Below are 21,374 nucleotides of genomic sequence, written 5' to 3'. Positions count from 1 at the left end.
GAGCTTAAGTAAGCCTCATGGATCAAGGGGACGATTGCGAAAGACAAACGGCGAATGCGGAGCTGTCGATCCGCATCGCCGCGGGCATCGGCGCCTTTACCAGCGCTGAATGGGACAGCCTCGGCGGCACCACACGCGGCGATGCAGAAAACGGATACAACCCGCTTGTTTCATTCGCTTTTTTGAGCGCGCTGGAAGATTCCGGCTGCGCTGTTCGGCGCACCGGCTGGCAAGGCCATCACCTCAGGCTGGAAACCGCGCGAGGCAAGCTGCTCGGGGCGGTCCCCTGCTATCTGAAGTCGCACAGCCAGGGCGAATATGTCTTCGACCATGGCTGGTCGGACGCATTCGAACGCGCCGGCGGGCGCTACTATCCGAAGCTGCAATGCGCGGTGCCGTTCACGCCCGTCACCGGCCCTCGCCTGCTGGTCGGCAAGGGCGAGGACAGCCCCACCGTCAAGGCCGGTCTTGCGGCCGGCCTGAAGGCGGTGACGGATAAGCTCGGCGTGTCTTCCGCGCATGTTACTTTCTCGCCGGAGGACGACGTCCAGACATTGGCGGCGGCCGGCTTCCTGCATCGCACCGACCAGCAGTTTCACTTCTTCAACGAAGGCTTTTCGAGCTACGACGATTTTCTCGCAACGTTAGCCTCGCGCAAGCGCAAGGCAATGAAGAAAGAGCGGCGCGAGGCGCTCGCCGACGGCATCTCGATCGACTGGCTGACCGGCAAGGATCTGACCGAAAAGGCCTGGGACGACTTTTTCGCGTTCTATATGGATACCGGCAGCAGGAAATGGGGCCGGCCCTACCTCAACCGCGATTTCTTCTCGCTGATCGGCGAGCGCATGGCCGACGACATCCTGCTGGTTATGGCCAAACGCAACGGGCGCTACATTGCCGGTGCCATCAACTTCATCGGTTCCGACGCGCTCTACGGCCGCAATTGGGGCTGCATCGAGGACCACCCATTCCTGCATTTCGAGGTCTGCTACCATCAGGCGATCGATTTCGCCATCTCGCGCAAGCTGAAGGTGGTTGAAGCCGGTGCGCAGGGCGAGCACAAGCTGGCGCGCGGCTACCGGCCCGTGACGATGCATTCGGCGCACTACATCGCCCATCCAGGTCTGCGCAATGCAGTGGCCGACTACCTCCAACGCGAGCGGCGCGAAGTCGAGCGGATGAGCGAATATCTGGAAGAGCACACCCCGTTCCGCAAGGACCTGGCGGAGTAGGGTAGCGAGACCCAATCGCTCAGCCGCGCGGGCCGGCATGGCCGATGTCGATCGATCGTCTTGCCCGCCCGGAACAGCTTCGCTACACGAGACAGCGAGCCAAGAACCGGAGCGCGCGCCATGGCCGAAGCAACCTACGACAGCAGCAACATCTTCGCGAAAATCCTGCGCGGAGAAATCCCTTCGCACCGCGTCTACGAGGATGACGCGGTCATCGTCTTCATGGATGTGATGCCGCAAGGACAAGGTCACACGCTGGTGGTGCCGAAAGCGCCGTCGCGCAACCTGCTCGACGCGGATCCGGCGGTGCTTGGCCCGCTCTTCGCTCACGTCCAGAAAGTTGCGCGGGCCGTAAAGAAGGCCTTCGATGCTGATGGCGTCACGGTCTTGCAGTTCAACGAACCAGCTTCGGGCCAGACCGTCTTCCACCTTCATGTCCATGTCATTCCGCGCTTCGACGGCATTCCCTTGAAGCCGCACAGCGGACAGATGGAAAAGCCTGAAGTCCTAGCCGAGAACGCCGGCAAGATACGGATAGCGCTGGCAAGCTGAACCGGCGCAAACCGCTCCGGCGGGCGCCGGGTGCTTAACGGAAGGTGTCATAAAAAAAGCCCCGTTTCCGGGGCTTTTTTACTGGCTGGTTCGTCAGTTCTTGCGCGGCAGTTGCGGCACAAGGCTGCGCTTGCCGCCATCCTTGCCCTTCGGCTCCGGCTTCTGCGCCACCGCCTTTTTCGCGGCGGACTTCTTCGCCACCGCCTTCTTGGCTTTCGGCACGTCGTCCGGCTCTTCCTTCTTCGGCTTCACCGGCGCCTCGTCGGCGAGCGATTCGAGCTTCAGGCCGGTCTCGCCGGTTTCCTTCTTCTCGACGGTGACACGCACAGTGCCGCCCTTCTTGAGCTTGCCGAACAGCACCTCGTCGGCCAGCGGCTTCTTGATGTGCTCCTGGATGACACGGCCAAGCGGCCGGGCGCCCATGCGCTCGTCATAGCCCTTGTCGGCCAGCCATGCGATTGCATCCTGCGACAAGTCGAAGGTCACGCCACGCTCGGAAAGCTGCGCTTCCAGCTGCATGACGAACTTCTGCACCACCTGATGGATGACCGGCACCGGCAGCGAGCCGAACGGAATAATCGCATCGAGGCGGTTGCGGAACTCCGGCGTGAACAGCCGATTGATCGCTTCGACATCGTCGCCTTCGCGCTTGGTCGAACCGAAACCGATGGCCGCGCGCTGCGCATCGGATGCGCCCGCATTGGTGGTCATGATCAGGATGACATTGCGGAAGTCTATCTGCTTGCCGTTGTGGTCGGTCAGCTTGCCGTGATCCATGACCTGCAACAGGATGTTGAACAGGTCCGGATGCGCCTTCTCGACTTCGTCCAGCAACAGCACGCAATGCGGATGCTGGTCGACCCCGTCGGTCAGAAGCCCGCCCTGGTCGAAGCCGACATAGCCGGGAGGCGCGCCGATCAGCCGCGAAACGGTGTGGCGTTCCATATATTCCGACATGTCGAAGCGGATCAGTTCCACGCCGAGCGAGGCGGCGAGCTGCTTGGCCACTTCCGTCTTGCCGACGCCGGTCGGGCCCGAGAACAGGTACGAGCCGATCGGCTTTTCCGGTTCGCGCAGGCCGGCCCGCGCCAGCTTGATGGCCGAGGTCAGCGCTGTGATCGCGGTGTCCTGGCCGTAAACGACGCGCTTCAACTCGATGTCGAGGCCTTGCAGCACCTTCTCGTCGTCGGCGGAAACCGTCTTCGGCGGGATGCGCGCCATGGTGGCGATCGTCGCTTCGATCTCCTTGATGCCGATGGTCTTCTTGCGCTTGGCTTCCGGCACCAGCATCTGAGAGGCGCCGGTCTCGTCGATCACGTCGATCGCCTTGTCCGGCAGCTTGCGGTCGTTGATGTAACGCGCCGAGAGTTCGACCGAAGCCTTGATCGCCTCACTCGTGTAGCGGACCTTGTGGAACTCTTCGAAATAAGGCTTGAGGCCCTTCATGATCTCGATGGCGTCCTCGACCGTCGGCTCGTTGACGTCGATCTTCTGGAAGCGCCGCACCAGCGCGCGGTCCTTCTCGAAGAACTGACGGAACTCCTTGTAGGTGGTCGAGCCGATACAGCGGATGGCGCCGGACGACAGCGCCGGCTTCAACAGGTTCGACGCATCCATGGCGCCGCCGGAGGTGGCCCCTGCCCCGATCACGGTGTGGATTTCATCGATGAACAGCACGGCGCCGGGATAGTCTTCGAGCTCCTTGACGACCTGCTTCAGCCGCTCCTCGAAATCGCCGCGATAGCGGGTGCCGGCCAGCAGCGTGCCCATGTCGAGCGCGAAGATGGTGGCATTGTGCAGCACTTCGGGAACGTCGCCCTCGACGATGCGCTTGGCGAGGCCCTCGGCGATCGCCGTCTTGCCGACGCCGGGATCACCGACATAGAGCGGGTTGTTCTTGGAGCGGCGGCACAGCACCTGGATGGTCCGGTTGATCTCGCTCTCGCGACCGATCAGCGGATCGATCTTGCCGGCCTTGGCCTTGTTGTTCAGGTTGACGCAATAGGCAGTCAGCGCGTCCTGCTGCTGCTTCTTCTTGCCGCCTTCCTCTTGCGGCTCGGCCCCGCTCTGGCTGCCTTGCTCGTCGTCGGCGCCGCGCGGCGTCCGCGTCTCGGAAGCGCCGGGGCGCTTGGCGATGCCATGCGAGATGTAGTTGACCGCGTCGTAGCGGGTCATCTGCTGTTCCTGCAGGAAGTAAGCGGCGTGGCTCTCGCGCTCAGCGAAGATGGCGACGAGCACGTTGGCGCCGGACACCTCCTCGCGGCCTGACGACTGCACATGGATCACCGCGCGCTGGATGACGCGCTGGAAACCGGCAGTCGGCTTGGAATCTTCATCGTAGCCGGTGACGAGATTGTCGAGCTCGGTGTCGATATAGGTGAGGACCGTATGCTTCAACTCGTCGAGATCGACGTTGCAGGCACGCATGACGGCGGCCGCCTCGGTGTCGTCGATCAGGGCGAGCAGCAAATGTTCAAGGGTTGCATATTCATGGTGCCGCTCATTGGCGAGCGTCAGCGCTTGGTGAAGCGCCTTTTCCAGGCCTTGGGAGAAAGCCGGCATGTTACCTCACTTCTTCTCCATCACGCATTGCAGCGGATGCTGATTCTGTCGGGCGAAATCCATGACCTGGGACACTTTGGTCTCGGCCACCTCGAATGTATAGACCCCGCACTCGCCCACCCCATGATTGTGAACATGAAGCATTATGCGTGTGGCGGCTTCGCGGTCCTTCTGGAAAAAGCGCTCCAGCACGTGGACCACGAATTCCATGGGTGTGTAGTCGTCGTTAAGAATGAGGACCCGATACAGACTGGGCTTCTTGGTCTTGGTTTTTGTGCGCGTGATGACGGCCGTGCCGCGACCGGCCTCATTGCCGTTGCTGCCGTTCTGCATTCGCACCACGTAGCTCGTGGCAGTCAAACCTGTAGTCACGTAGTCCTGCCTCTTTCGAATCCTCATGCATGCTCGACATGTAGGTGTTCGATGGACGATTTTAAGCCCTTCTGTTTAGCTGACAATATGGCTAGGTGGCCAAACTTGACCGATTTTTCAAATCGTGAAGACCGCAGGCCCCGATTTCGAGCTGGCATGAAAAAACCCGGCCGCGCGTTTGCGACCGGGTCTGTCCTTGCGAGCCCAGGGCCGGCTCGGAACGTTCGTCGAATTTACTTCGCCTTGGCGACGATCGATTCGAACGGCTTGTAGGCTTCCTTGGCGAGTTCGGCATAGAGATCGCCAAGCTTGGTGGCCTCGGTGACGAAGCTCTCATAGGACTGCTTGGCATAGTCGGACTGGATCTCGATCGCCTTGTCCAGCGACTTGGCGGAAAAGAGCTTCTCGACAACGGCGCTACCGGCTTCGAAGCTTTTCTTGGTGTACTCGCCCGCCTCGGCGGCGATAGCCTGCGCACCCTTGGACAGCGAGGCGAAGCTCTTCAATCCGGTGTCGGCAAATTCCTTGCCGTATTTGCTGAAATCTTCATAGGTCTGGGTCATTTCACACATTCCCTTGAACGGTTGCCTTGGACGATAGACGCGCCTTGTCCGGGCCGCGTTGTGCAATGCGTGTAAACATATTGTGCAGTGCACAAAAAGTCAAGATTCCCGCGGCAATGCGCATCGTGAGCTGCCGGCAATCGCTAAGATTCGAATAAAGAGAAGCTCAATCCCGCAGAAAATGGTGAACGCGGCGGTTACCATAAACGGATTGGTAACGCTGCCCGCGTTAGCGTGGCCGAAGGTGAGGCAGGACCCTTTGCCGCCTCCAAGGCAACGGAAATTCAAAGGAACTATCAGTGCGTAAGGCGTTGTCGGGCTTCGTTTCCAAATCCGCGTCCTCCCTCCAAACGATCATGATCCTCGCTATGGCGATGAGCTTCGTCGTCGCGGACGCGGCTTCATCCATGGCGGCCAAGTCGGCGGCCATCGTCATCGATGCCAAGACCGGCAAGGTGCTTTATTCGTCGGACGCCGATGGCCGGCGCTATCCGGCGTCGCTTACCAAGATGATGACGCTCTATCTGACGTTCGAGGCATTGGCGAAGGGCAGGATCAGCAAGAATTCCCCGGTCGTGTTCTCGGCCAATGCCGCTGCCGAACCGCCGACGAAGCTCGGCGTCAAGCGGGGCGGCTCGGTCACGGTCGAGACCGCGATCCTGTCGATGGTGACCAAATCGGCAAACGATTCCGCAACGGCGCTTGGCGAGATGCTCGGCGGCAATGAAGCCAATTTCGCCCGCATGATGACCGCCAAGGCGCGGGCGCTGGGCATGAGGGGAACCGTTTTCCGCAACGCCAACGGCTTGCCTGATCCCGGCCAGTTCACGACCGCGCGCGACATGGCGATGCTCGGCATCGCCCTGAGAGAGCATTTTCCGCAATATTACGGCTATTTCTCGCAGCGCTCCTTTCTTTATGGGCGGCAGCGTATCAACGGCCACAATCGTCTGCTCGGACGCATCAAGGGCGTCGACGGCATCAAGACCGGTTACACCCGCGCCTCCGGTTACAATCTGGTCTCCTCGGTCTCGGATGGCGATCGGCGCATCGTAGCGGTGGTCATGGGCGGCAGGTCCGGCGGCAGCCGCGACAGCCAGATGGCCGGGTTGATCAATGCCTACATGCCGAAGGCGTCGTCGCGCGGCGGCGGCGTGCTGATTGCCAAGGCTGGTGGCGGCAATCCGATTTCAGCCTTGGCCAAGGTGCTTCTACCGAAGCATGACGCGCCGACACCGGACAGTAAGCCGGACGACGATGCCGTTGCCTCCCTTGTCGAGGAAAATGCGCCCGTCGTTGAAGAAACCACTCCGGTCGTTCAGGCCAAGAGGGTCAAGACGACGGCTGTGTCGACGGTGGACGACGTGGCGACAGCCCGGGTCGCCGCAGCCTATGCCGAACCGGCGGCAGAGGTCGATCCGGTCAGCACGGCGTCAGTGCCATCCGGCTGGGCAATACAGGTCGCCTCTTCGCCAAAACAGGCCGAAGCGAAGGCTTTCCTCGACAAGGCGACGAAGCAGGCGCCCTCCGTTCTGGCCGATGCCTCCGGTTTCACCGTCGCCTTCGACAAGGACGGTGTCACCTACTACCGCGCCCGGTTCGGTGGTTTCGGTTCGAAGACCGCTGCCTGGAAGGCCTGCAACGCTTTGAAAAAGAAGAAGATCGAGTGCTACGCCGTCCAGCAGTAAGCGGCGCGCGAAACGATATCTTTCCCGAAAGTTCTGCGTCGAAGGAGACTAGTTGTGATTGGAGAGCAAGACGTCCTTGGCTTCATTGATCCGCGCCGCCAGGAAAGACGTGCCACCGATATCGGGGTGCAGGCGCTGCATCAGGCGGCGGTGCGCCTTGCGGACATCCGCCGCGGCAGCCCCCGCTTCAAGACCAAGGATCTTGTAGGCCTCCTCCTTAGTCATGGCGCCAGAACCTGGCGCAACACCCAGCCCTTCGCCACCATTCGCATCAGCGTCTTTGCGCCAGATGGGAAATCTGCCGTCAAGATACGTCTCTAGCAATTGGCGGCTCTCCGGATCGCCGGAGAGTTCGCGATAGAGTTGCTGCAATTCGGCAAGCCCCATCGAGCCAAGCATCTTGCCTTCATGGCGCCCAGCCAGCACGAGGCCTTCGAGGCCACCGGTATCGTGATCGAGTTCCATCTCAAGCGCCGCTGTACGAACTGTCGAACGCTTGCCTGGTGCCAGTTTTGATGCCGGCCGATTCATGCGCATGGAGCCGTACCAGGCGAGCGCAGCCGACAGGATCAAGCCGCCGATACCCTCGCGCCCGACCAGCAGCACGGCTACGCCGATCAGCCCGAGCAGCACAGGTCCAAGCGTCCTCATGCCGCCTGCAAGCTTGGCCGGATCGGCGCGCAGGAAGACAGTGACCGTGCCGAGAAACACCAGAAGCAATGCTACAAAAGCGATAATTGCGCCCATCAGTTTCCGCCGCCCCGCATATGCTCGATCATCAGCCGGTCCTCCGGCCTGCCCCGGGCCTCCAGTGCTTTCAGCCCGCCGGTCGCAAACACGGCGACGGACGAAAGCAGGCCGGCCAAGGTTGCGGCAGCCCGCCGATCGAACCGGAACCAGGCCCCTTTCGACAGCCGAGCAATTTCCTTGAACGCCTTTTCCGCGGCGGCATCATGGCCCTCCTGAAAGACGAAGACAGGAACGCCGTGCAGACCGAGGCTGCCGGCCTTTTCGGCCAGATCATCTATGTTTTCTTCCATCGCGTCGCCGATATAGACCAGCGCGTTGACCTTGGCCGCCGCCGTCTGTTTCAGCGCATGGGCAAGCACCTTGCCGATTTGGGTATGGCCGCTGCGGCATTCGATCCGCGTCATCAGCTGTTTCAGAGCTTCGGTATCGGTGACGAATGCGGAGGAGCGGCACTCGCCAAGATCGCGAAAATAGACCAGCTGTACCTTGAGCGCCCCAGCCCTGCCGACGGCGTCGAACATCTCGGCCTGCAGCGCACAGGCGAGATCCCAGGTCGGCTGGCGGCTCATCGTCGCGTCGAGGGACAGAATCAGCCTGCCTGAACCGGTGGCGGATGCAGCGAGCGTTCTTGCCTGACGGAGAAACGCGTCGATCTCGCCGGTGCTCGATTGAGACTCGACCGGCGCAGGATTGGCCCTTGCAGGCACGGGCTGCTTCTTGTCGCTCATGACATTCAAGATGTGGCGTTGTTCCCCGGCTTGCAAGCCCAGATGAGGCGACCTGGAGGACCGGTGATGATGGCAACTGCGGACAAGCACTTCGGCTGGTGGTCTTGGCGTTGCGTTTCTTGGCGTCAGAGCAGGCCGAGATCGGCAAGCTCACGCCTGAGCTTCGGCGGCATCTCGATCAGCCCGGCTTTGCCTTTGCCGAGATCGGCCGGCGCGTCCGCCGGCTTCAGGTAGCGCCACCCCTGGAATGCACGGCGCGGTTGCCAGTCGGTTCGCACGACCTCAGGATCGAGGATCAGATGGCAACGGCCGATGCCCTCGTCATCGGTGAAGGGCCGGATTTCGGTGATCAGCTGGCGGCATTGGACATTACCCTTGATCACCCAGTAGAGCGAGCCGCCGTCGGTAATCTCGGCGCCGCGCGTCGGCACCATGCGGGTGGTGTGGTAGTGCTCGGCCGGTTCGCCAGCGCGGCGCCGCTCGTCGAGACGGAAGGCAATCCACTCTTCCAGATCCTCGACGCTGTCACAGCCGACGCAAAGCTTTATGAGATTGAGAGACATCGTTTAAGGTTTAGTCCAGCACGCGAACGCGTCAACAGCCTGATCGACTTCTCCACAATGGTGGTCCAGGCCCCAGATTGGCGCTCAGCACTCCACGACATTGACGGCCAATCCGCCAAGGCTGGTCTCCTTGTACTTTTCGTTCATGTCGAGGCCGGTCTGGCGCATCGTCTCGATCGCGGCATCGAGCGGCACGAAATGAACGCCGTCGCCCTTGATGGCCAGCGAAGCGGCGGTCACCGCCTTGACGGCGCCAAGCGCGTTGCGCTCGATGCACGGCACCTGCACCAGGCCGCCGACCGGATCGCAGGTCATGCCGAGATGATGTTCCAGCGCGATTTCGGCGGCGTTCTCGACCTGCTCGGGTGTGCCGCCCATAACGGCGCACAGTCCCGCCGCAGCCATTGCCGAAGCCGAACCGACCTCGCCCTGGCAGCCGACTTCGGCGCCCGAGATCGAAGCATTGGTTTTGATGATGCCGCCAACGGCGGCCGCCGTCAGCAGGAAATCGCGAATGCCGGGCTGGTCGGCTTCGGGATGGAAATGCAGCCAGTAACGCAGCACCGCGGGCAGAGTGCCGGCCGCCCCATTGGTTGGCGCGGTGACGACACGGCCGCCGGCGGCGTTCTCCTCATTGACCGCCATCGCATAGATCGACAGCCAGTCATTGGCGAGCAGCGGGTTGGGCCGGTTCTGCTGCCATTGCTCTTGCAGCTTGTCGTGCAGCATCCGGGCACGGCGGCGCACTTTCAGTCCGCCCGGCATGATGCCGTCTTGTGACAGGCCACGCTCGATGCAGCCCTTCATGGCGCTCCAGATGCCGTCGAGGCCGGCGTCGAGCTCCTCGCGCGACATCTGCGTCTCCTCGTTGACGCGCTTCATCTCGGCAATGGAAAGCCCGCTTTTCGCTGCCATTGAGAGCATTTCGACGGCGTTTTTGAACGGATACGGAACCTTCTTGCCCTCTGTTGTCGCCGAGCCTCTTGCCTTCAGCCGCTGCAGTTCTTCCTCGGACACTACGAAGCCGCCGCCGATCGAATAGTAGACGCGCCGCAGCAGCAACCGGTCGCCGGCATCATAGGCAGAGAAGGCCATGCCATTGGCGTGACCCGGCAGCGGCGTCTTGCGATCCAGCACAAGATCCGTTGCCGGGTCGAAACGATAGGACAGATGGCCAGGCGGCGAAATCCGGTTCTCGGCGGCGATGCGAGCGACGATGCCGTCCGCCTGGTCGGGATCCACCGTCTGCGGCGTCTGGCCGGCGAGGCCGAGCACCACGGCACGATCGGAGCCATGGCCGATGCCGGTATAGGCGAGCGAGCCATGCAGGCTGGCCGCGATCCGGTTGACCTTGGCGCCGGCCGGGCGCGGCCAGTCGTCTCCCGCAATCTCGTCGAGAAACCGCCGCGCAGCCGTCATTGGCCCCATCGTGTGCGAACTCGATGGGCCGATGCCGATCTTGAACAAGTCGAAAACCGAAAGGAACACGTGGGCGTTTTCTCCGGGGACCCTGTTGAGGTCTACATATAGGAATTCCCATGATGTTTTCCGCTGTTTTAAGGACCGCGGCGCTGCGCCTGCCGACCTTGTTTGCTCCGGCAGCGACATTCCAGCTTCGGCCATCGAAGCGTTACCGCCGCCTGTGGTAAAAGCAATGCATGAGCGATTCCTTTCATCTATCGACGGCCGACCTTGCGGCGCTGGGGTTCTTCCTTGCCGCGTGGGTGCTGCATACGCTCGCCGCCGACGGAATGCTGGTCAGCCGCATGTCGCTGACGAGGGCGATGAACGCGCAGCGCGAGGCCTGGATGCGGACCATGGCCGAACGCGAGATCCGCATCGTCGACACCGCCATCATGAGCGGCCTGCAACAGGGAACCGCCTTCTTTGCCTCCAGTTCGCTGATTGCCATCGGCGGCTGTTTTGCCCTGCTCGGCGCCTCCGATCAGGTTCTGACCGTGCTGAGCGACCTGCCGTTTGGCGCCACGTCCTCACGCGCGGCCTTCCAGACGAAGGTGTTCGGGCTGGTGCTGATCCTGGCCTTTTCCTTCTTCAAGTTCGGCTGGGCTTACCGGCTGTTCAATTATTGCTCGATCCTGATCGGCGCCGTGCCGATTCCGCATGGCGAGGCGTCGCGCAATCCGGTCACCGAAACGGCAGTCTGGCGTGCCGCGCGCATGAACATGCTGGCCGGGAAGCATTTCAATTCGGGCCTGCGCGGCGTGTTCTTCTCGATTGGTTATCTTGGCTGGTTCGTCGATCCCGCCGTTTTCGTGCTATCGACGCTGCTGCTGCTGGCGGTACTGGTGCGCCGCCAATTTTTCTCGGCGGCGCGGCAGGCGGTGCTCGGTCAGCCGCCCGGCCCGGGAAAAGGCCGATCGATGCGGCCCGACAGCCAATAGGCGATGAGCCCTATCCATTCGCGGATCGCAACAGTGCTGACCTCCAGCCAGTCGCCGGGATAGGGGAACGTGGTGATGCCTTCCCTACCGGAGGTGCGATAGTCGACTGGCCACGGAACGGTCGAAAAGCCGGCTTTGTCGAACAGCGCCTTGGCGCGTGGCATGTGGAAGGCCGAGGTCACCAGCAACCAGGTCTCGCCCGGTTTCGGCGTCACCAGTTCCTTGGTAAAGACAGCATTCTCGTAGGTGTTGCGGGATTTGTTCTCGAGGATCAGCCGATCGGCCGCCACGCCGAAAGCGGCGAAAAGACGCGGCGCGGTATCTGCATCGCCTTCGCCGCCGCGGAACGTTTCGATGCTGCCACCGGAGATAACGACTTTCGCTGTCGGAAACCGCCGCGCCAGCACGGCCGCCTCGACCATCCGGTCGCCGCTGGAGTTCATTTCATAGCCACCACGCACCAGATTGACGGCGCCATCCAGACTGCCGCCAAGCACCACGATACCGTCAACCTTTTCCGGCAGCGGCGGCCTGGGGAAGCGTTCCTCCAGCCGATTGAGCATCATGGGGCCGAGCGGGCTCCATGTCGAAACCGCCAGAATGAGGAAGGCAAGAGCGCTGCCGGCGGTCGCCAACCGTCGCCGGCCGAACATCGCCGCGACCAGCCCCGCCAGCAGCAGGAAGATCGTGAGATTCAACGGCTGGACGAAGAACCAGAGAATCTTGGAGACATAGAAGAACATCCCTCACCCCCTCAGATGAGAAACGATCCTACCACCATTTTTCCGGCTGAAATGTGCCGGCCGCCTGTTCGATGACGTGGGCGGTCTGGAACAGCGTTTCCTCGTCGAAGGGCCGGCCGATTAGCTGCAGGCCGAGCGGCAGCCCCTTGGCGTCGAGCCCAGCCGGAACCGCTATGCCGGGCAGGCCGGCCATGTTCACCGTCACCGTAAAGATGTCGTTGAGATACATTTTGACCGGGTCGGCTGCCATGTCCTCGTCGGCGATGCCAAAGGCGGCGGACGGCGTTGCCGGCGTCAGAATGACGTCGACGCCTGCGGCAAACACATTTTCGAAGTCGCGCTTGATCAAGGTTCGAACCTTCTGCGCCTGTAGATAGTAGGCATCGTAGTAGCCGGCGGAAAGCACATAGGTGCCGATCATGATGCGGCGCTTGACCTCGCGCCCGAAGCCGGCGGCGCGGGTCTTTTCATACATGTCGACAATGTCCTTGCCGGGCACGCGCAAGCCATAGCGGACGCCGTCGTAACGGGCGAGGTTGGACGAAGCTTCGGCCGGCGCCACAATGTAATAGGCCGGCAGCGCGTATTTCGTGTGCGGCAGCGAGATATCGACGATCTCGGCGCCGGCATCCCTCAGCCAGGCAATGCCTTTCTGCCACAGCGCCTCGATCTCCGCGGGCATGCCGTCGACACGGTATTCCTTGGGGATGCCGACCTTCATGCCCCTGATCGGGCGGCCGATCGCCGCCTCGTAATCCGGCACCGGCAGGTCGACGGAGGTCGTGTCCTTCGGGTCGACCGAAGCCATCGACTTCAGCAGGATCGCGGCGTCGCGGACGTCGCGCGCGATCGGCCCGGCCTGGTCGAGCGACGAGGCGAAGGCGACGATGCCCCAGCGCGAGCAGCGGCCATAGGTCGGCTTGATGCCGACCGTGCCGGTGAGGGCAGCGGGCTGGCGGATCGAGCCGCCGGTATCGGTGGCGGTGGCGCCGGCGCACAGGAAGGCCGAGACGGCTGATGCCGAGCCACCAGATGAACCGCCCGGCACCAATTGGGCATTGTCCAACGTGCGCGCGGTCCTGGTGCCGCCGGCCGAAACGAAGCCGCCCTCGCCCTGATGCGTTGTCGGCATCACCACCGTGTCGAAGCGCGAACGCCGCCACGGGTTGATGACGGGCCCGTAATACGAGGTCTCGTTGGACGAGCCCATGGCGAACTCGTCCATGTTGAGCTTGCCGAGCATGACGGCGCCATCCGCCCACAGATTGGCGGTGACCGTCGATTCGTAGCGCGGCTTGAAGCCGTCTAGCACATGGCTGCAGGCCTGGGTGTGGACGCCTTCGGTGCCGAACAGATCCTTGATGCCGAGCGGGATACCCTCGAGCGACCCGCCCTCGCCCTTGGCCAGTTTCGCGTCGGAGGCCTTGGCCATGTCGCGCGCCCTGTCGTCGGTGACCACGACATAGGCGTTGAGCGCCGGATTGGCTCGCTCGATCGCCGATAGATAAGCCTCGGTGATTTCGGTGGCAGTGATCTCCCTGGAGCGCAATTTGGCGCGGGCCTGCGAAATCGTCAGCTGGGTCAGGTCGCTCATCAGGCAAGGCTCTTTTCGTAAAACACCGACCACTCGGAATCGGGATAATTCAGCACCGGACGGCAGCGCGAAAAACCGGCGCGCTCGTAGACGGTCCAGGCGGCGGGATGACGGTCCCCCGTCTCCAGCACCAGACGCTTAAGCCCTTCTTGGCGCGCCAGCGCCTCGATTCGCTCGACAATCTTCGCGCCGATCTTGCGGCCGCGATGCGAAGGTCGCGTATACATGCGCTTGACCTCGCCGACGACAGTATCGTGGCGCTTCAGTGCGCCGCAACCGATGGCAAGACCGTTATCGCGGGCGATGAAGACGGTCGTGTCGCCGTCCGCCATCTGCTCGACCGTCAAATGGTAGCAATGCTCCGGCGGCGTCAGCTCCAGCAATGTGGCGTTGAGCTCCTCGACCAGCCCACGCACATCGTCCTGCAGCGGCGTCTCCGCGGCGATCTCGATTGCCATCGGCCAGCTACTCCACGACCTTCGGCACAAGGAAGAAATTCTCTTCGGTCGCCGGCGCGTTGGCGACGATGTCGGCTGCCTTGCCGCCGTCGGTGACGCCGTCCTGGCGCTTTTTCATTGCCATCGGCGTGACCGAGGTCATCGGCTCGACGCCGGAAACATCGACCTCGTTCAATTGCTCGACAAAGCCCAAAATGGCGTTCAATTCGCCGGTCATGCGCTCTGCATCCTCCTCGCTCACCGCAATACGGGCAAGATGCGCGACGCGCTTCACGGTTTTTATATCAACGGACATGTTTGTGCCTCGGGGAAAACCAGCGCTATAGCGGCGCGGCGCGTGCCGCGCAACATGCATCGTGCCAACAACTGCCCTATGGCATCGCGACGCCGTCGCAGAGGAAATAACTGCCGCCGTTGCCGCTCTGCTCGCCTTCGTCGGCGGCAGGCCGAACCGATACCAGGTCGATCTGCTTCGGGCTCATCTGTGTCAGTGAGAGAACATCGGGAAAGACGTAGCCCGGTTCCTGGCATATGGCGGTCACCGCCCAGCTTGGCGAGCGAGTCGCTTTGGTGATCTGCAGGAATTCACAATTATATTCGATGCTTTCTAAGCCATTTGCCGACAGCACGATATTGCAGCCCTCGATCACCGTCTGCAGCGTATCCTTTTTGGCCTGCGCGCAGAGTTCCTCCGATTGCAGATAGACGCCCTCGATGAAATTCTCCGCGGCCAGCGCCGGCGACGCGGCAACCAGCATGGAAATGCAAAGAGAATTTCTCAAGCGCATCGTATCGTTCCGGACCGGCTTTCTTTACAGCGTAATCGTCTCGCCGATCTTCGGCAACGCCACTTTCACACCAGATCCATCCAGCCCGGCCACGAATTTGTCGGCGGTCTGGTCGATCATCGGAAACGTGCCGAAGTGGGCGGGAACGACGGTCTCGAACTTGAAGAAACGCTGGCAGGCAAGGGCTGCCACCGCGCCACCCATGGTGAAGCGGTCGCCGATCGGCACGATGCCGATCTTCGGTTCATGCAATTCGTTGATCAGCGCCATGTCGGAAAAAATGTCAGTGTCGCCCATATGATAAAGCGTCTTGTCCTCGGGGAAGTGCAGGACGAGCCCGCCCGGATTGCCGAGATAGGTATTCTGGCCACCCTCGCCCGGAAAGGACGATGAATGCAGAGCCTGAACGAAGGTGGTGGTGAAGCCGCCGCAATCGACGGTGCCGCCGATATTGCCGGGGTTGATCTGCTTGTCACCGACGCCCTTGCCGACCAGGTACATGCAAATCTCGAAATTGGCGACCAGCATCGCGCCGCTCTTCTTGAGCACTTCGATGGCGCCGCTGATGTGGTCGCTGTGGCCATGGGTGAGCAACACGTGCGTGACCCCTTCGGCCGGCCCTTCCCAGCCGCCTGTCCATGACGGATTGCCGACCAGATAGGGGTCGATGAGGATTTTCGCGCCTTCGATTTCGATTCGGAATGCCGAATGTCCGTGCCAAGTCAGTTTCATCAATGCTTTCCTCGATTTTTGCTTCGGTAGAGGATAGAACGCCGACGGCGAAATTAAAGTGCCGCGCACGCTTTGCGCGTATAGGACGTGCGGCGTCGCGGTCAAAGGAAAAGCCGTTGGGCATCATCACCATAGAGGAGTTGCCGGCCCGGCTCGGCGGCGGCAAGACCCTGGCCGGTCTCGACCTCGGCGACAAAACGATCGGCGTGGCGGTTTCCGACCGCGGCTTGTCCTTCGCGCACCCGCGCCCTGTCATCATGCGCAGGAAATTCTCGCTCGATGCCGCGGTGCTGCTCGCACTGCTACAGAAGGAACATGCCGGCGCCGTGGTGATCGGCCTCCCCATCAACATGGACGGCTCGGAAGGCCCGCGCGCCCAAAAATCCCACGCTTTCGTCCGCAACATGGCTGGATTGACCGATCTGCCGTTCGTCTTTTGGGACGAACGACTCTCGACGGTGGCGGCCGAGCGGACGCTGATCGAGATGGATTTTTCCCGCAAGAAACGCGCCGGCAAGATCGATTCGGCGGCGGCCGCTTTTATCCTGCAGGGCGTTCTCGACCGCCTTCAGGCGCTCGGCGTCGATGCCTGGTCGAAATAGCGGTTGCGCATCGCCGTGATCCAGCTGCCGATCGCCTTGCGGCGGCGAAATGCCCAGAACGCCATCAGCAGCAGCCCGTCGAATACGCAAGCTTTCGCCACCATGCCCGGAATGAGCGCCGGATCGACGCCCAGCATCTGTCCATAGAGCTGGAAGACGAGATCGTGCAATTGGCGGCTCAGCATGACATAGCCGAAATTGATGTCGTTGAGCGACAGAAAGAACCAGCCCCAAAATAAGAGGAGCGGAGCCGCCCACAGCGCGAACAAGGTGCGCATTAGCGGTCATCCCTCGAATCCAGCCGGCCGGAAATGCGGGCAAGCGAGGAATTATGCGCCGCTGCCTTGGCCATGACATGCGCGGCCGCTCGGATTTCGCCGGTCCCTGGAACTGCCGCGGCAACGGCCGACCGCCGCTCGGCGAGCATCGCGACATAGGACGCCAGAAGTGCCGCCAATTGCACCGCGACAACCATGAACAGCCCATTAATGCCTTGCGCGGCTCCGCCGACGACTATCAGCGACAGCACGCCCAGGGCGGAGATGAAGGCGATCCGCACGACGCTGTCGGCGGGGTCCGGGTTGGTCGCGTCGCTGGTCAGTGCTTCAACAAAGGCCCAGCAGAACAGCACCGCGACGACAAGCAGTGCCACGGCGAGCGGCGCCACGACGACGGCGTTTTCGAGATCGGCAAATCGAGTGTTCTGGACGGGAACGCCGAGCACGCCAAGGGCCATCGCGACGCCTCGATTTCCGTCGATGCAGATGAACGCCAGCAGGGCGAAAACGGCCGCCCAATGCAATGCCAGAAAAGAGCTCAGAATATGCCGCATGACGCTCCTGCTTCGCAGGGCAAAGCTGCTCAAGCTGAACAATCCTTGCCTTAACCATAACACTGGGCTTTGCCACCGGTCGCCGCAATGGAAACCATTCGTTAAGGTTAACGGCCATCCACATGGGGCGAGAGAGCGGCAGCGAATTGGGCGACGGCACTTAGTTGATCGGCGGGTAGAGCGTATCGATGATCATGCGCGCATCATGGCGCGAATCGATCATGCCATAGGTATTGCGCCACTGGCCGGCGAGGCGCGTTTCGACGAAGGCGTCGGCGATCCGCCCTGCCCCCAGCCTGCGAAGCTCTGCCGCCGCCGCCGACAATGCCAATTGTTCTGTCAACAGCCGCGCCGAGCCCTCGTCGGTAGCCGCGACCTGCATTGCCGCCTTGAGCACGCCGACGGTGCCGCGTCCGCCTGCACCGAGATCGCGGTCGATGCCGGACAGCACGTCATCGAACAGGCCGGGTGCACGCCCCAGCACACGTAGCACGTCGAGCGCCATGACGTTGCCTGAACCTTCCCAGATCGCGTTGACCGGAGCTTCGCGATAGTAGCGGGCGAGCGGCCCCTCTTCGACATAGCCGTTGCCGCCGAGGCACTCCATTGCTTCATAGAGCAGCGGCGGCGCGATCTTGCAGACCCAGTATTTGACGACCGGCGTCATGGCGCGGGCGAAGGCCGCCTCGCCGCGGTCGCCGGCCGCCTCGTCGAAGGAGCGCGCCAGCCGGAACGACAGCGCGGTAGCGGCGGCAACGTCCAGCGCCATATCGGCCAGCACACGCTGCATCAGCGGCTGCTCGATCAGATTGGTTCCAAACACCTTGCGGTGGCGCGTGTGGTGGACAGCCTCGGCCAGTCCGGCCCGCATGATCGCCGACGAGGCGACGGCACAGTCGAGCCGCGTCAGGGTCACCATGTCCATGATCGTCTTCACGCCGGCGCCGGGCTCGCCGACCATCTCGCCGATGGCATTGACGAATTCCACCTCCGACGAGGCATTGGATCGATTGCCGAGCTTGTCCTTCAGCCGTTGAAAACGGAAGCCGTTGCCGGATCCGTCGCCGAGCAAGCGGGGCACGAGAAAGCACGACAGTCCCTCCGGCACCTGTCCGAGCACCAGGAAGGCATCCGACATCGGCGCCGACATGAACCATTTGTGGCCGGTCAGGCGATAAAACCCACTGCCGGCCCGCTCGGCCCTGGTGACGTTGGCACGGACATCGGTGCCGCCTTGCTTCTCGGTCATGCCCATGCCGAGTGTTAGCCCGGCCTTTTCGACCGGCGGCTTTTGGCTTTGATCGTATTTCCGCGTCGTCACCCGAGGCGCCCATTCGCGAAACAGCTTCGGGCTGGCCATCAGCGCTGCCAGCGAAGCGCTGGTCATGGTGATCGGGCAGAGATGCCCGGTCTCGAGCTCAGCCGTGAGATAAAAGCGCGCGGCACGCACCTGGTGGCGACGGCCGATCTCGGCATCGCCATTCTCCCAGACCGACGAATGCAGCCCGTTGGCAACAGAGCGGCGCATCAGCGCGTGATAGGCGGGATGGAACTCGACCTGGTCGATGCGCCGGCCCTGGCGATCATGGGTCCTGAGCTTCGGCGTCTCGACATTGGCAAGACGGGCCAACTCCTGCGCCTCATGGGTCAGAACGAAACGACCAAGCCCGTCGAGGTCCTTGCGGACCGGATCGGAAAAGCGCTCGGCAAGCTGGATCAGCAACGGATCGCCCCGCCAGGCGTTGCCGCCGGCCAGCGGCGGCGGCTGGTTGGTCACGTCGTCAGTCACGCTTCGTCCTTATCACCTGAAGGCTGCGAATCCAAAGCCAAGGCGGTTTATAGCCTATGGCCAGCGGGGCGCGACGAAAATACCGGGGAGAACCAATCCAATCCCAAGCCGGTGCTTGCAGCCGCGAGGCCTCCCCCCTATAGCAGCGACTTGAGATGACCGACGCATCGTCCCTGCCACTTTATCCCCACCGCCATCTTCTGGGCATCCGCGATCTTTCCCCCGCCGATATCGAGCTACTGCTCGACCGGGCGGACCGGGCCGTTGCCATCTCGCGGCAGTCGGACAAGAAGACATCGACGCTGCGCGGCCGCACTCAGATCAATCTCTTCTACGAAGCCTCGACCCGGACGCAATCGTCGTTCGAGCTGGCCGGCAAACGGCTCGGCGCCGACGTCATGAACATGTCCGTAGCGAGCTCTTCGGTGAAAAAGGGCGAAACGCTGATCGATACGGCGATGACGCTGAACGCCATGCGTCCCGACATATTGATCATCCGCCATCAATCGGCCGGTGCGGCAGCACTTCTTGCCCAAAAAGTCGGCTGCTCGGTGGTCAATGCCGGCGACGGCGCCCATGAGCACCCTACCCAGGCGCTGCTCGACGCACTGACCATCCGCCGCGCCAAGGGTCCGCTGTCAAAGCTGATCGTGGCGATCTGCGGCGACATCCTGCATTCGCGCGTGGCGCGCTCCAACATCATCCTGCTCAACGCGCTTGGTACCCAGGTCAGGGTCGTCGCCCCTTCGACGCTTTTGCCCGCCGGCATCGAGAAGATGGGCGTCATCGTCACCCGCTCGATGGCCGAGGGTCTGAAGGACGCCGACGTGGTGATGATGCTGCGCCTGCAGCGCGAACGCATGGAAGGCGCTTTCGTACCGTCAGTGCGCGAATATTTCCACTATTTCGGCCTCGACGCCGAGAAGCTGAAAGCAGCCAAGGACGGCGCGCTGGTCATGCATCCCGGCCCGATGAACCGCGGCGTCGAGATCGCCTCCGAGATCGCCGACGGCCCGCAAAGCGTCATCCAGGAACAGGTTGAGATGGGCGTCGCCGTACGTATGGCGGTGATGGAAGCACTGCTCGATCCCCGTCGAAACCACGAGGGCCGCGGCGCATGAGCATAGCGGTCTTCAGCCGAGCCCGCATCGTCGACCCGTCGCGCGGCATTGATGAGGTCGGTACCGTCATAGTCGAAGGCCGCAAAATCCTTGCGGCCGGCAAGGCGGCCTTGAACCAGGGCGCGCCCGAAGGCGCCACGATCATCGACTGCGCCGGCAAGACTATCATCCCCGGATTGATCGATGCGCGTGTCTTCATCGGCGAACCGGGCGGCGAACACCGCGAGACCATTGCTTCGGCGAGCATCGCTGCGGCGGCCGGCGGCGTCACCTCAGTCGTCATGATGCCCGATACCGACCCGGTGATCGACAATGTCGCATTGGTCGAGTTCGTGCTGCGCACCGCCAAGGACACTGCAATCGTCAACATCTTTCCGGCGGCAGCGATCACCAAGGGGCTGGAAGGCCGCGAGATGACCGAATTCGGCCTGCTGCGCGAGGCCGGCGCGGTCGCCTTCACCGACGGCCGCCATTCTATTGCCAGCGCGCTGGTGATGCGCCGCGCGCTGACCTATGCGCGCGATTTCGGCGGCGTCATCGCGCATGAAACCCAGGACGCCAATCTCGCCTCGGCCGGCGTCATGAACGAAGGCCTTTACGCAAGCTGGCTTGGCCTTGCCGGCATTCCGCGCGAAGCCGAATCGATTCCCCTGGACCGCGATCTCGCGTTGGCTCGGCTGACCGGCGGCGCCTATCACGCTGCCAAGATTTCGACGGCTATGGCGGCAAACGCGGTAGCACGCGCGAAAGCCGATGGCGCCAACGTCACATCAGGCGTGTCGATCCACAATTTGTCGCTCAACGAGAACGATGTCGGCGAGTACCGCACCTTCTTCCGGCTGACGCCGCCGCTGCGCGCTGAAGAAGATCGGCTGGCGATGATCGAAGCGATCAAGGACGGCACTATCGACCTCATCGTCTCCTCCCACGACCCGCAAGACGTCGACACCAAGCGCCTGCCCTTTGCCGATGCCGCGGCCGGCGCCATCGGGCTGGAAACGCTGCTGGGCGCAGCGCTGCGGCTCTATCACAATGGCGACGCGACGCTGCTCCGGCTGGTCGAGACACTGTCGACCGCGCCGGCAAGATTGTTCGGCCTGCCCGGCGGCACGCTGAAACCGGGGGCATCGGCCGATCTTGCGCTTGTCGATCTGGACGAGCCATGGGTCGTCAGCGAGAGCGGCATCCGCTCGCGCTCGAAAAACACCTGTTTCGAAGGCGCGCGGCTGCAAGGCAAGGTCTTGCAAACGATGGTGGCGGGCCGCAGAGTGTTTTCGGCGTAGGACGGAGCGGCCGTTACGTC

At 62.5% G+C, this 21,374-nt stretch carries 23 protein-coding genes; 7 read left to right on the top strand and 16 right to left on the bottom strand.

All coding sequences use genetic code 11. The features are described from left to right. Window positions 1-17: 17 nt before the first annotated feature. Window positions 18-1,232 carry a GNAT family N-acetyltransferase gene (locus NKJ40_RS13720; protein ID WP_352466470.1) on the top strand — a complete coding sequence of 405 codons (1,215 nt, stop codon included), beginning with the start codon at window positions 18-20 and terminating at the stop codon, window positions 1,230-1,232. Window positions 1,233-1,352: 120 nt separating this feature from the next. Further along, the gene (locus NKJ40_RS13715; protein WP_352466469.1) at window positions 1,353-1,784 is read left to right on the top strand and encodes an HIT family protein; all 432 of its coding nucleotides are present in this window, start codon (window positions 1,353-1,355) and stop codon (window positions 1,782-1,784) included. A 93-nt stretch (window positions 1,785-1,877) separates the two neighbouring features. Here the strand turns inward: NKJ40_RS13715 and clpA are convergent, their stop codons facing one another. The 3 genes from clpA to NKJ40_RS13700 form a co-directional block, all read right to left on the bottom strand. Next, window positions 1,878-4,346, bottom strand: a complete 2,469-nt coding sequence (clpA, locus tag NKJ40_RS13710; protein ID WP_352466468.1) for an ATP-dependent Clp protease ATP-binding subunit ClpA — start codon at window positions 4,344-4,346, stop codon at window positions 1,878-1,880. 6 nt (window positions 4,347-4,352) lie between these two features. Beyond that, window positions 4,353-4,679: an ATP-dependent Clp protease adapter ClpS gene (clpS, locus tag NKJ40_RS13705; RefSeq protein WP_023717744.1), complete on the bottom strand. Its 327-nt coding sequence runs from the start codon at window positions 4,677-4,679 to the stop codon at window positions 4,353-4,355. A 272-nt stretch (window positions 4,680-4,951) separates the two neighbouring features. Continuing rightward, window positions 4,952-5,281 (bottom strand): phasin family protein, encoded by a 330-nt coding sequence (locus NKJ40_RS13700; RefSeq protein ID WP_352466467.1) that lies wholly within the window; start codon window positions 5,279-5,281, stop codon window positions 4,952-4,954. 299 nt (window positions 5,282-5,580) lie between these two features. Here NKJ40_RS13700 and NKJ40_RS13695 point away from each other — a divergent pair, with 299 nt between their 5' ends. Then, window positions 5,581-6,969, top strand: a complete 1,389-nt coding sequence (locus NKJ40_RS13695) for an SPOR domain-containing protein (RefSeq protein WP_352466466.1) — start codon at window positions 5,581-5,583, stop codon at window positions 6,967-6,969. 48 nt (window positions 6,970-7,017) lie between these two features. On the opposite strand, the gene NKJ40_RS13690 is transcribed toward NKJ40_RS13695, so the two are convergent. From NKJ40_RS13690 to NKJ40_RS13675, 4 genes are all read right to left on the bottom strand, one after another. Continuing rightward, window positions 7,018-7,716, bottom strand: coding sequence for a DnaJ domain-containing protein (locus NKJ40_RS13690; RefSeq protein WP_352466465.1), 699 nt, complete (start codon window positions 7,714-7,716; stop codon window positions 7,018-7,020). Next, window positions 7,716-8,447, bottom strand: coding sequence for a vWA domain-containing protein (locus NKJ40_RS13685; protein WP_352466464.1), 732 nt, complete (start codon window positions 8,445-8,447; stop codon window positions 7,716-7,718). The genes NKJ40_RS13690 and NKJ40_RS13685 overlap by 1 nt, the downstream gene beginning before the upstream one ends. A gap of 125 nt (window positions 8,448-8,572) precedes the next feature. Then, a complete protein-coding gene (locus tag NKJ40_RS13680) occupies window positions 8,573-9,010 on the bottom strand; it encodes a DUF1489 family protein (protein WP_352466463.1) in 438 nt (145 codons plus the stop codon). 84 nt (window positions 9,011-9,094) lie between these two features. After that, on the bottom strand, window positions 9,095-10,498 hold the full coding sequence (locus tag NKJ40_RS13675) for an L-serine ammonia-lyase (RefSeq protein ID WP_352466462.1): 1,404 nt from the start codon (window positions 10,496-10,498) through the stop codon (window positions 9,095-9,097). A 170-nt stretch (window positions 10,499-10,668) separates the two neighbouring features. On the opposite strand from NKJ40_RS13675, the gene NKJ40_RS13670 reads away from it, so the two are divergent. Then, window positions 10,669-11,412 (top strand): DUF599 domain-containing protein, encoded by a 744-nt coding sequence (locus NKJ40_RS13670; RefSeq protein WP_352466461.1) that lies wholly within the window; start codon window positions 10,669-10,671, stop codon window positions 11,410-11,412. Here NKJ40_RS13670 and NKJ40_RS13665 read toward each other — a convergent pair. The 6 genes from NKJ40_RS13665 to NKJ40_RS13640 form a co-directional block, all read right to left on the bottom strand. Next, window positions 11,361-12,155, bottom strand: coding sequence for a YdcF family protein (locus NKJ40_RS13665; RefSeq protein WP_352466460.1), 795 nt, complete (start codon window positions 12,153-12,155; stop codon window positions 11,361-11,363). The two genes, NKJ40_RS13670 and NKJ40_RS13665, sit on opposite strands and share 52 nt — an antisense overlap. Window positions 12,156-12,183: 28 nt before the next feature. Then, complete coding sequence (locus NKJ40_RS13660) at window positions 12,184-13,749, bottom strand: amidase (protein ID WP_352466459.1); 1,566 nt, start codon at window positions 13,747-13,749, stop codon at window positions 12,184-12,186. Next, the gene (locus NKJ40_RS13655; protein ID WP_352466458.1) at window positions 13,749-14,207 is read right to left on the bottom strand and encodes a GNAT family N-acetyltransferase; all 459 of its coding nucleotides are present in this window, start codon (window positions 14,205-14,207) and stop codon (window positions 13,749-13,751) included. Before NKJ40_RS13655 ends, NKJ40_RS13660 begins: the two co-directional genes overlap by 1 nt. A gap of 7 nt (window positions 14,208-14,214) precedes the next feature. Next, window positions 14,215-14,502 carry an Asp-tRNA(Asn)/Glu-tRNA(Gln) amidotransferase subunit GatC gene (gatC, locus tag NKJ40_RS13650; protein ID WP_292653488.1) on the bottom strand — a complete coding sequence of 96 codons (288 nt, stop codon included), beginning with the start codon at window positions 14,500-14,502 and terminating at the stop codon, window positions 14,215-14,217. Between the two features lie 76 nt (window positions 14,503-14,578). Continuing rightward, on the bottom strand, window positions 14,579-14,995 hold the full coding sequence (locus NKJ40_RS13645; RefSeq protein ID WP_352466457.1) for a hypothetical protein: 417 nt from the start codon (window positions 14,993-14,995) through the stop codon (window positions 14,579-14,581). 24 nt (window positions 14,996-15,019) lie between these two features. Further along, window positions 15,020-15,727, bottom strand: coding sequence for a metal-dependent hydrolase (locus tag NKJ40_RS13640; protein ID WP_352466456.1), 708 nt, complete (start codon window positions 15,725-15,727; stop codon window positions 15,020-15,022). 116 nt (window positions 15,728-15,843) lie between these two features. On the opposite strand from NKJ40_RS13640, the gene ruvX reads away from it, so the two are divergent. Next, on the top strand, window positions 15,844-16,329 hold the full coding sequence (gene ruvX, locus NKJ40_RS13635) for a Holliday junction resolvase RuvX (protein WP_352466455.1): 486 nt from the start codon (window positions 15,844-15,846) through the stop codon (window positions 16,327-16,329). Here ruvX and NKJ40_RS13630 read toward each other — a convergent pair. The 3 genes from NKJ40_RS13630 to NKJ40_RS13620 all read right to left on the bottom strand — a co-directional run bounded on the left by NKJ40_RS13630 (window position 16,296) and on the right by NKJ40_RS13620 (window position 18,950). Continuing rightward, the gene (locus tag NKJ40_RS13630) at window positions 16,296-16,607 is read right to left on the bottom strand and encodes a DUF6105 family protein (RefSeq protein ID WP_352466454.1); all 312 of its coding nucleotides are present in this window, start codon (window positions 16,605-16,607) and stop codon (window positions 16,296-16,298) included. The two genes, ruvX and NKJ40_RS13630, sit on opposite strands and share 34 nt — an antisense overlap. Next, window positions 16,607-17,161 (bottom strand): hypothetical protein, encoded by a 555-nt coding sequence (locus tag NKJ40_RS13625; RefSeq protein ID WP_352466453.1) that lies wholly within the window; start codon window positions 17,159-17,161, stop codon window positions 16,607-16,609. The genes NKJ40_RS13630 and NKJ40_RS13625 overlap by 1 nt, the downstream gene beginning before the upstream one ends. A 160-nt stretch (window positions 17,162-17,321) precedes the next feature. After that, complete coding sequence (locus tag NKJ40_RS13620) at window positions 17,322-18,950, bottom strand: DNA alkylation response protein (protein WP_292653482.1); 1,629 nt, start codon at window positions 18,948-18,950, stop codon at window positions 17,322-17,324. Window positions 18,951-19,105: 155 nt separating this feature from the next. On the opposite strand from NKJ40_RS13620, the gene NKJ40_RS13615 reads away from it, so the two are divergent. After that, window positions 19,106-20,071: an aspartate carbamoyltransferase catalytic subunit gene (locus tag NKJ40_RS13615; protein WP_352466452.1), complete on the top strand. Its 966-nt coding sequence runs from the start codon at window positions 19,106-19,108 to the stop codon at window positions 20,069-20,071. Continuing rightward, window positions 20,068-21,354, top strand: a complete 1,287-nt coding sequence (locus tag NKJ40_RS13610) for a dihydroorotase (RefSeq protein ID WP_352466451.1) — start codon at window positions 20,068-20,070, stop codon at window positions 21,352-21,354. Before NKJ40_RS13615 ends, NKJ40_RS13610 begins: the two co-directional genes overlap by 4 nt. Window positions 21,355-21,374 lie beyond the last annotated feature (20 nt).

The sequence above is a fragment of the Mesorhizobium sp. M0119 genome (assembly GCF_040322615.1).
GTDB lineage: Bacteria > Pseudomonadota > Alphaproteobacteria > Rhizobiales > Rhizobiaceae > Mesorhizobium.
The sequence above is the reverse complement of the archived record's forward strand: the minus strand, read 5'-3'. Positions and strand labels throughout refer to the sequence as shown.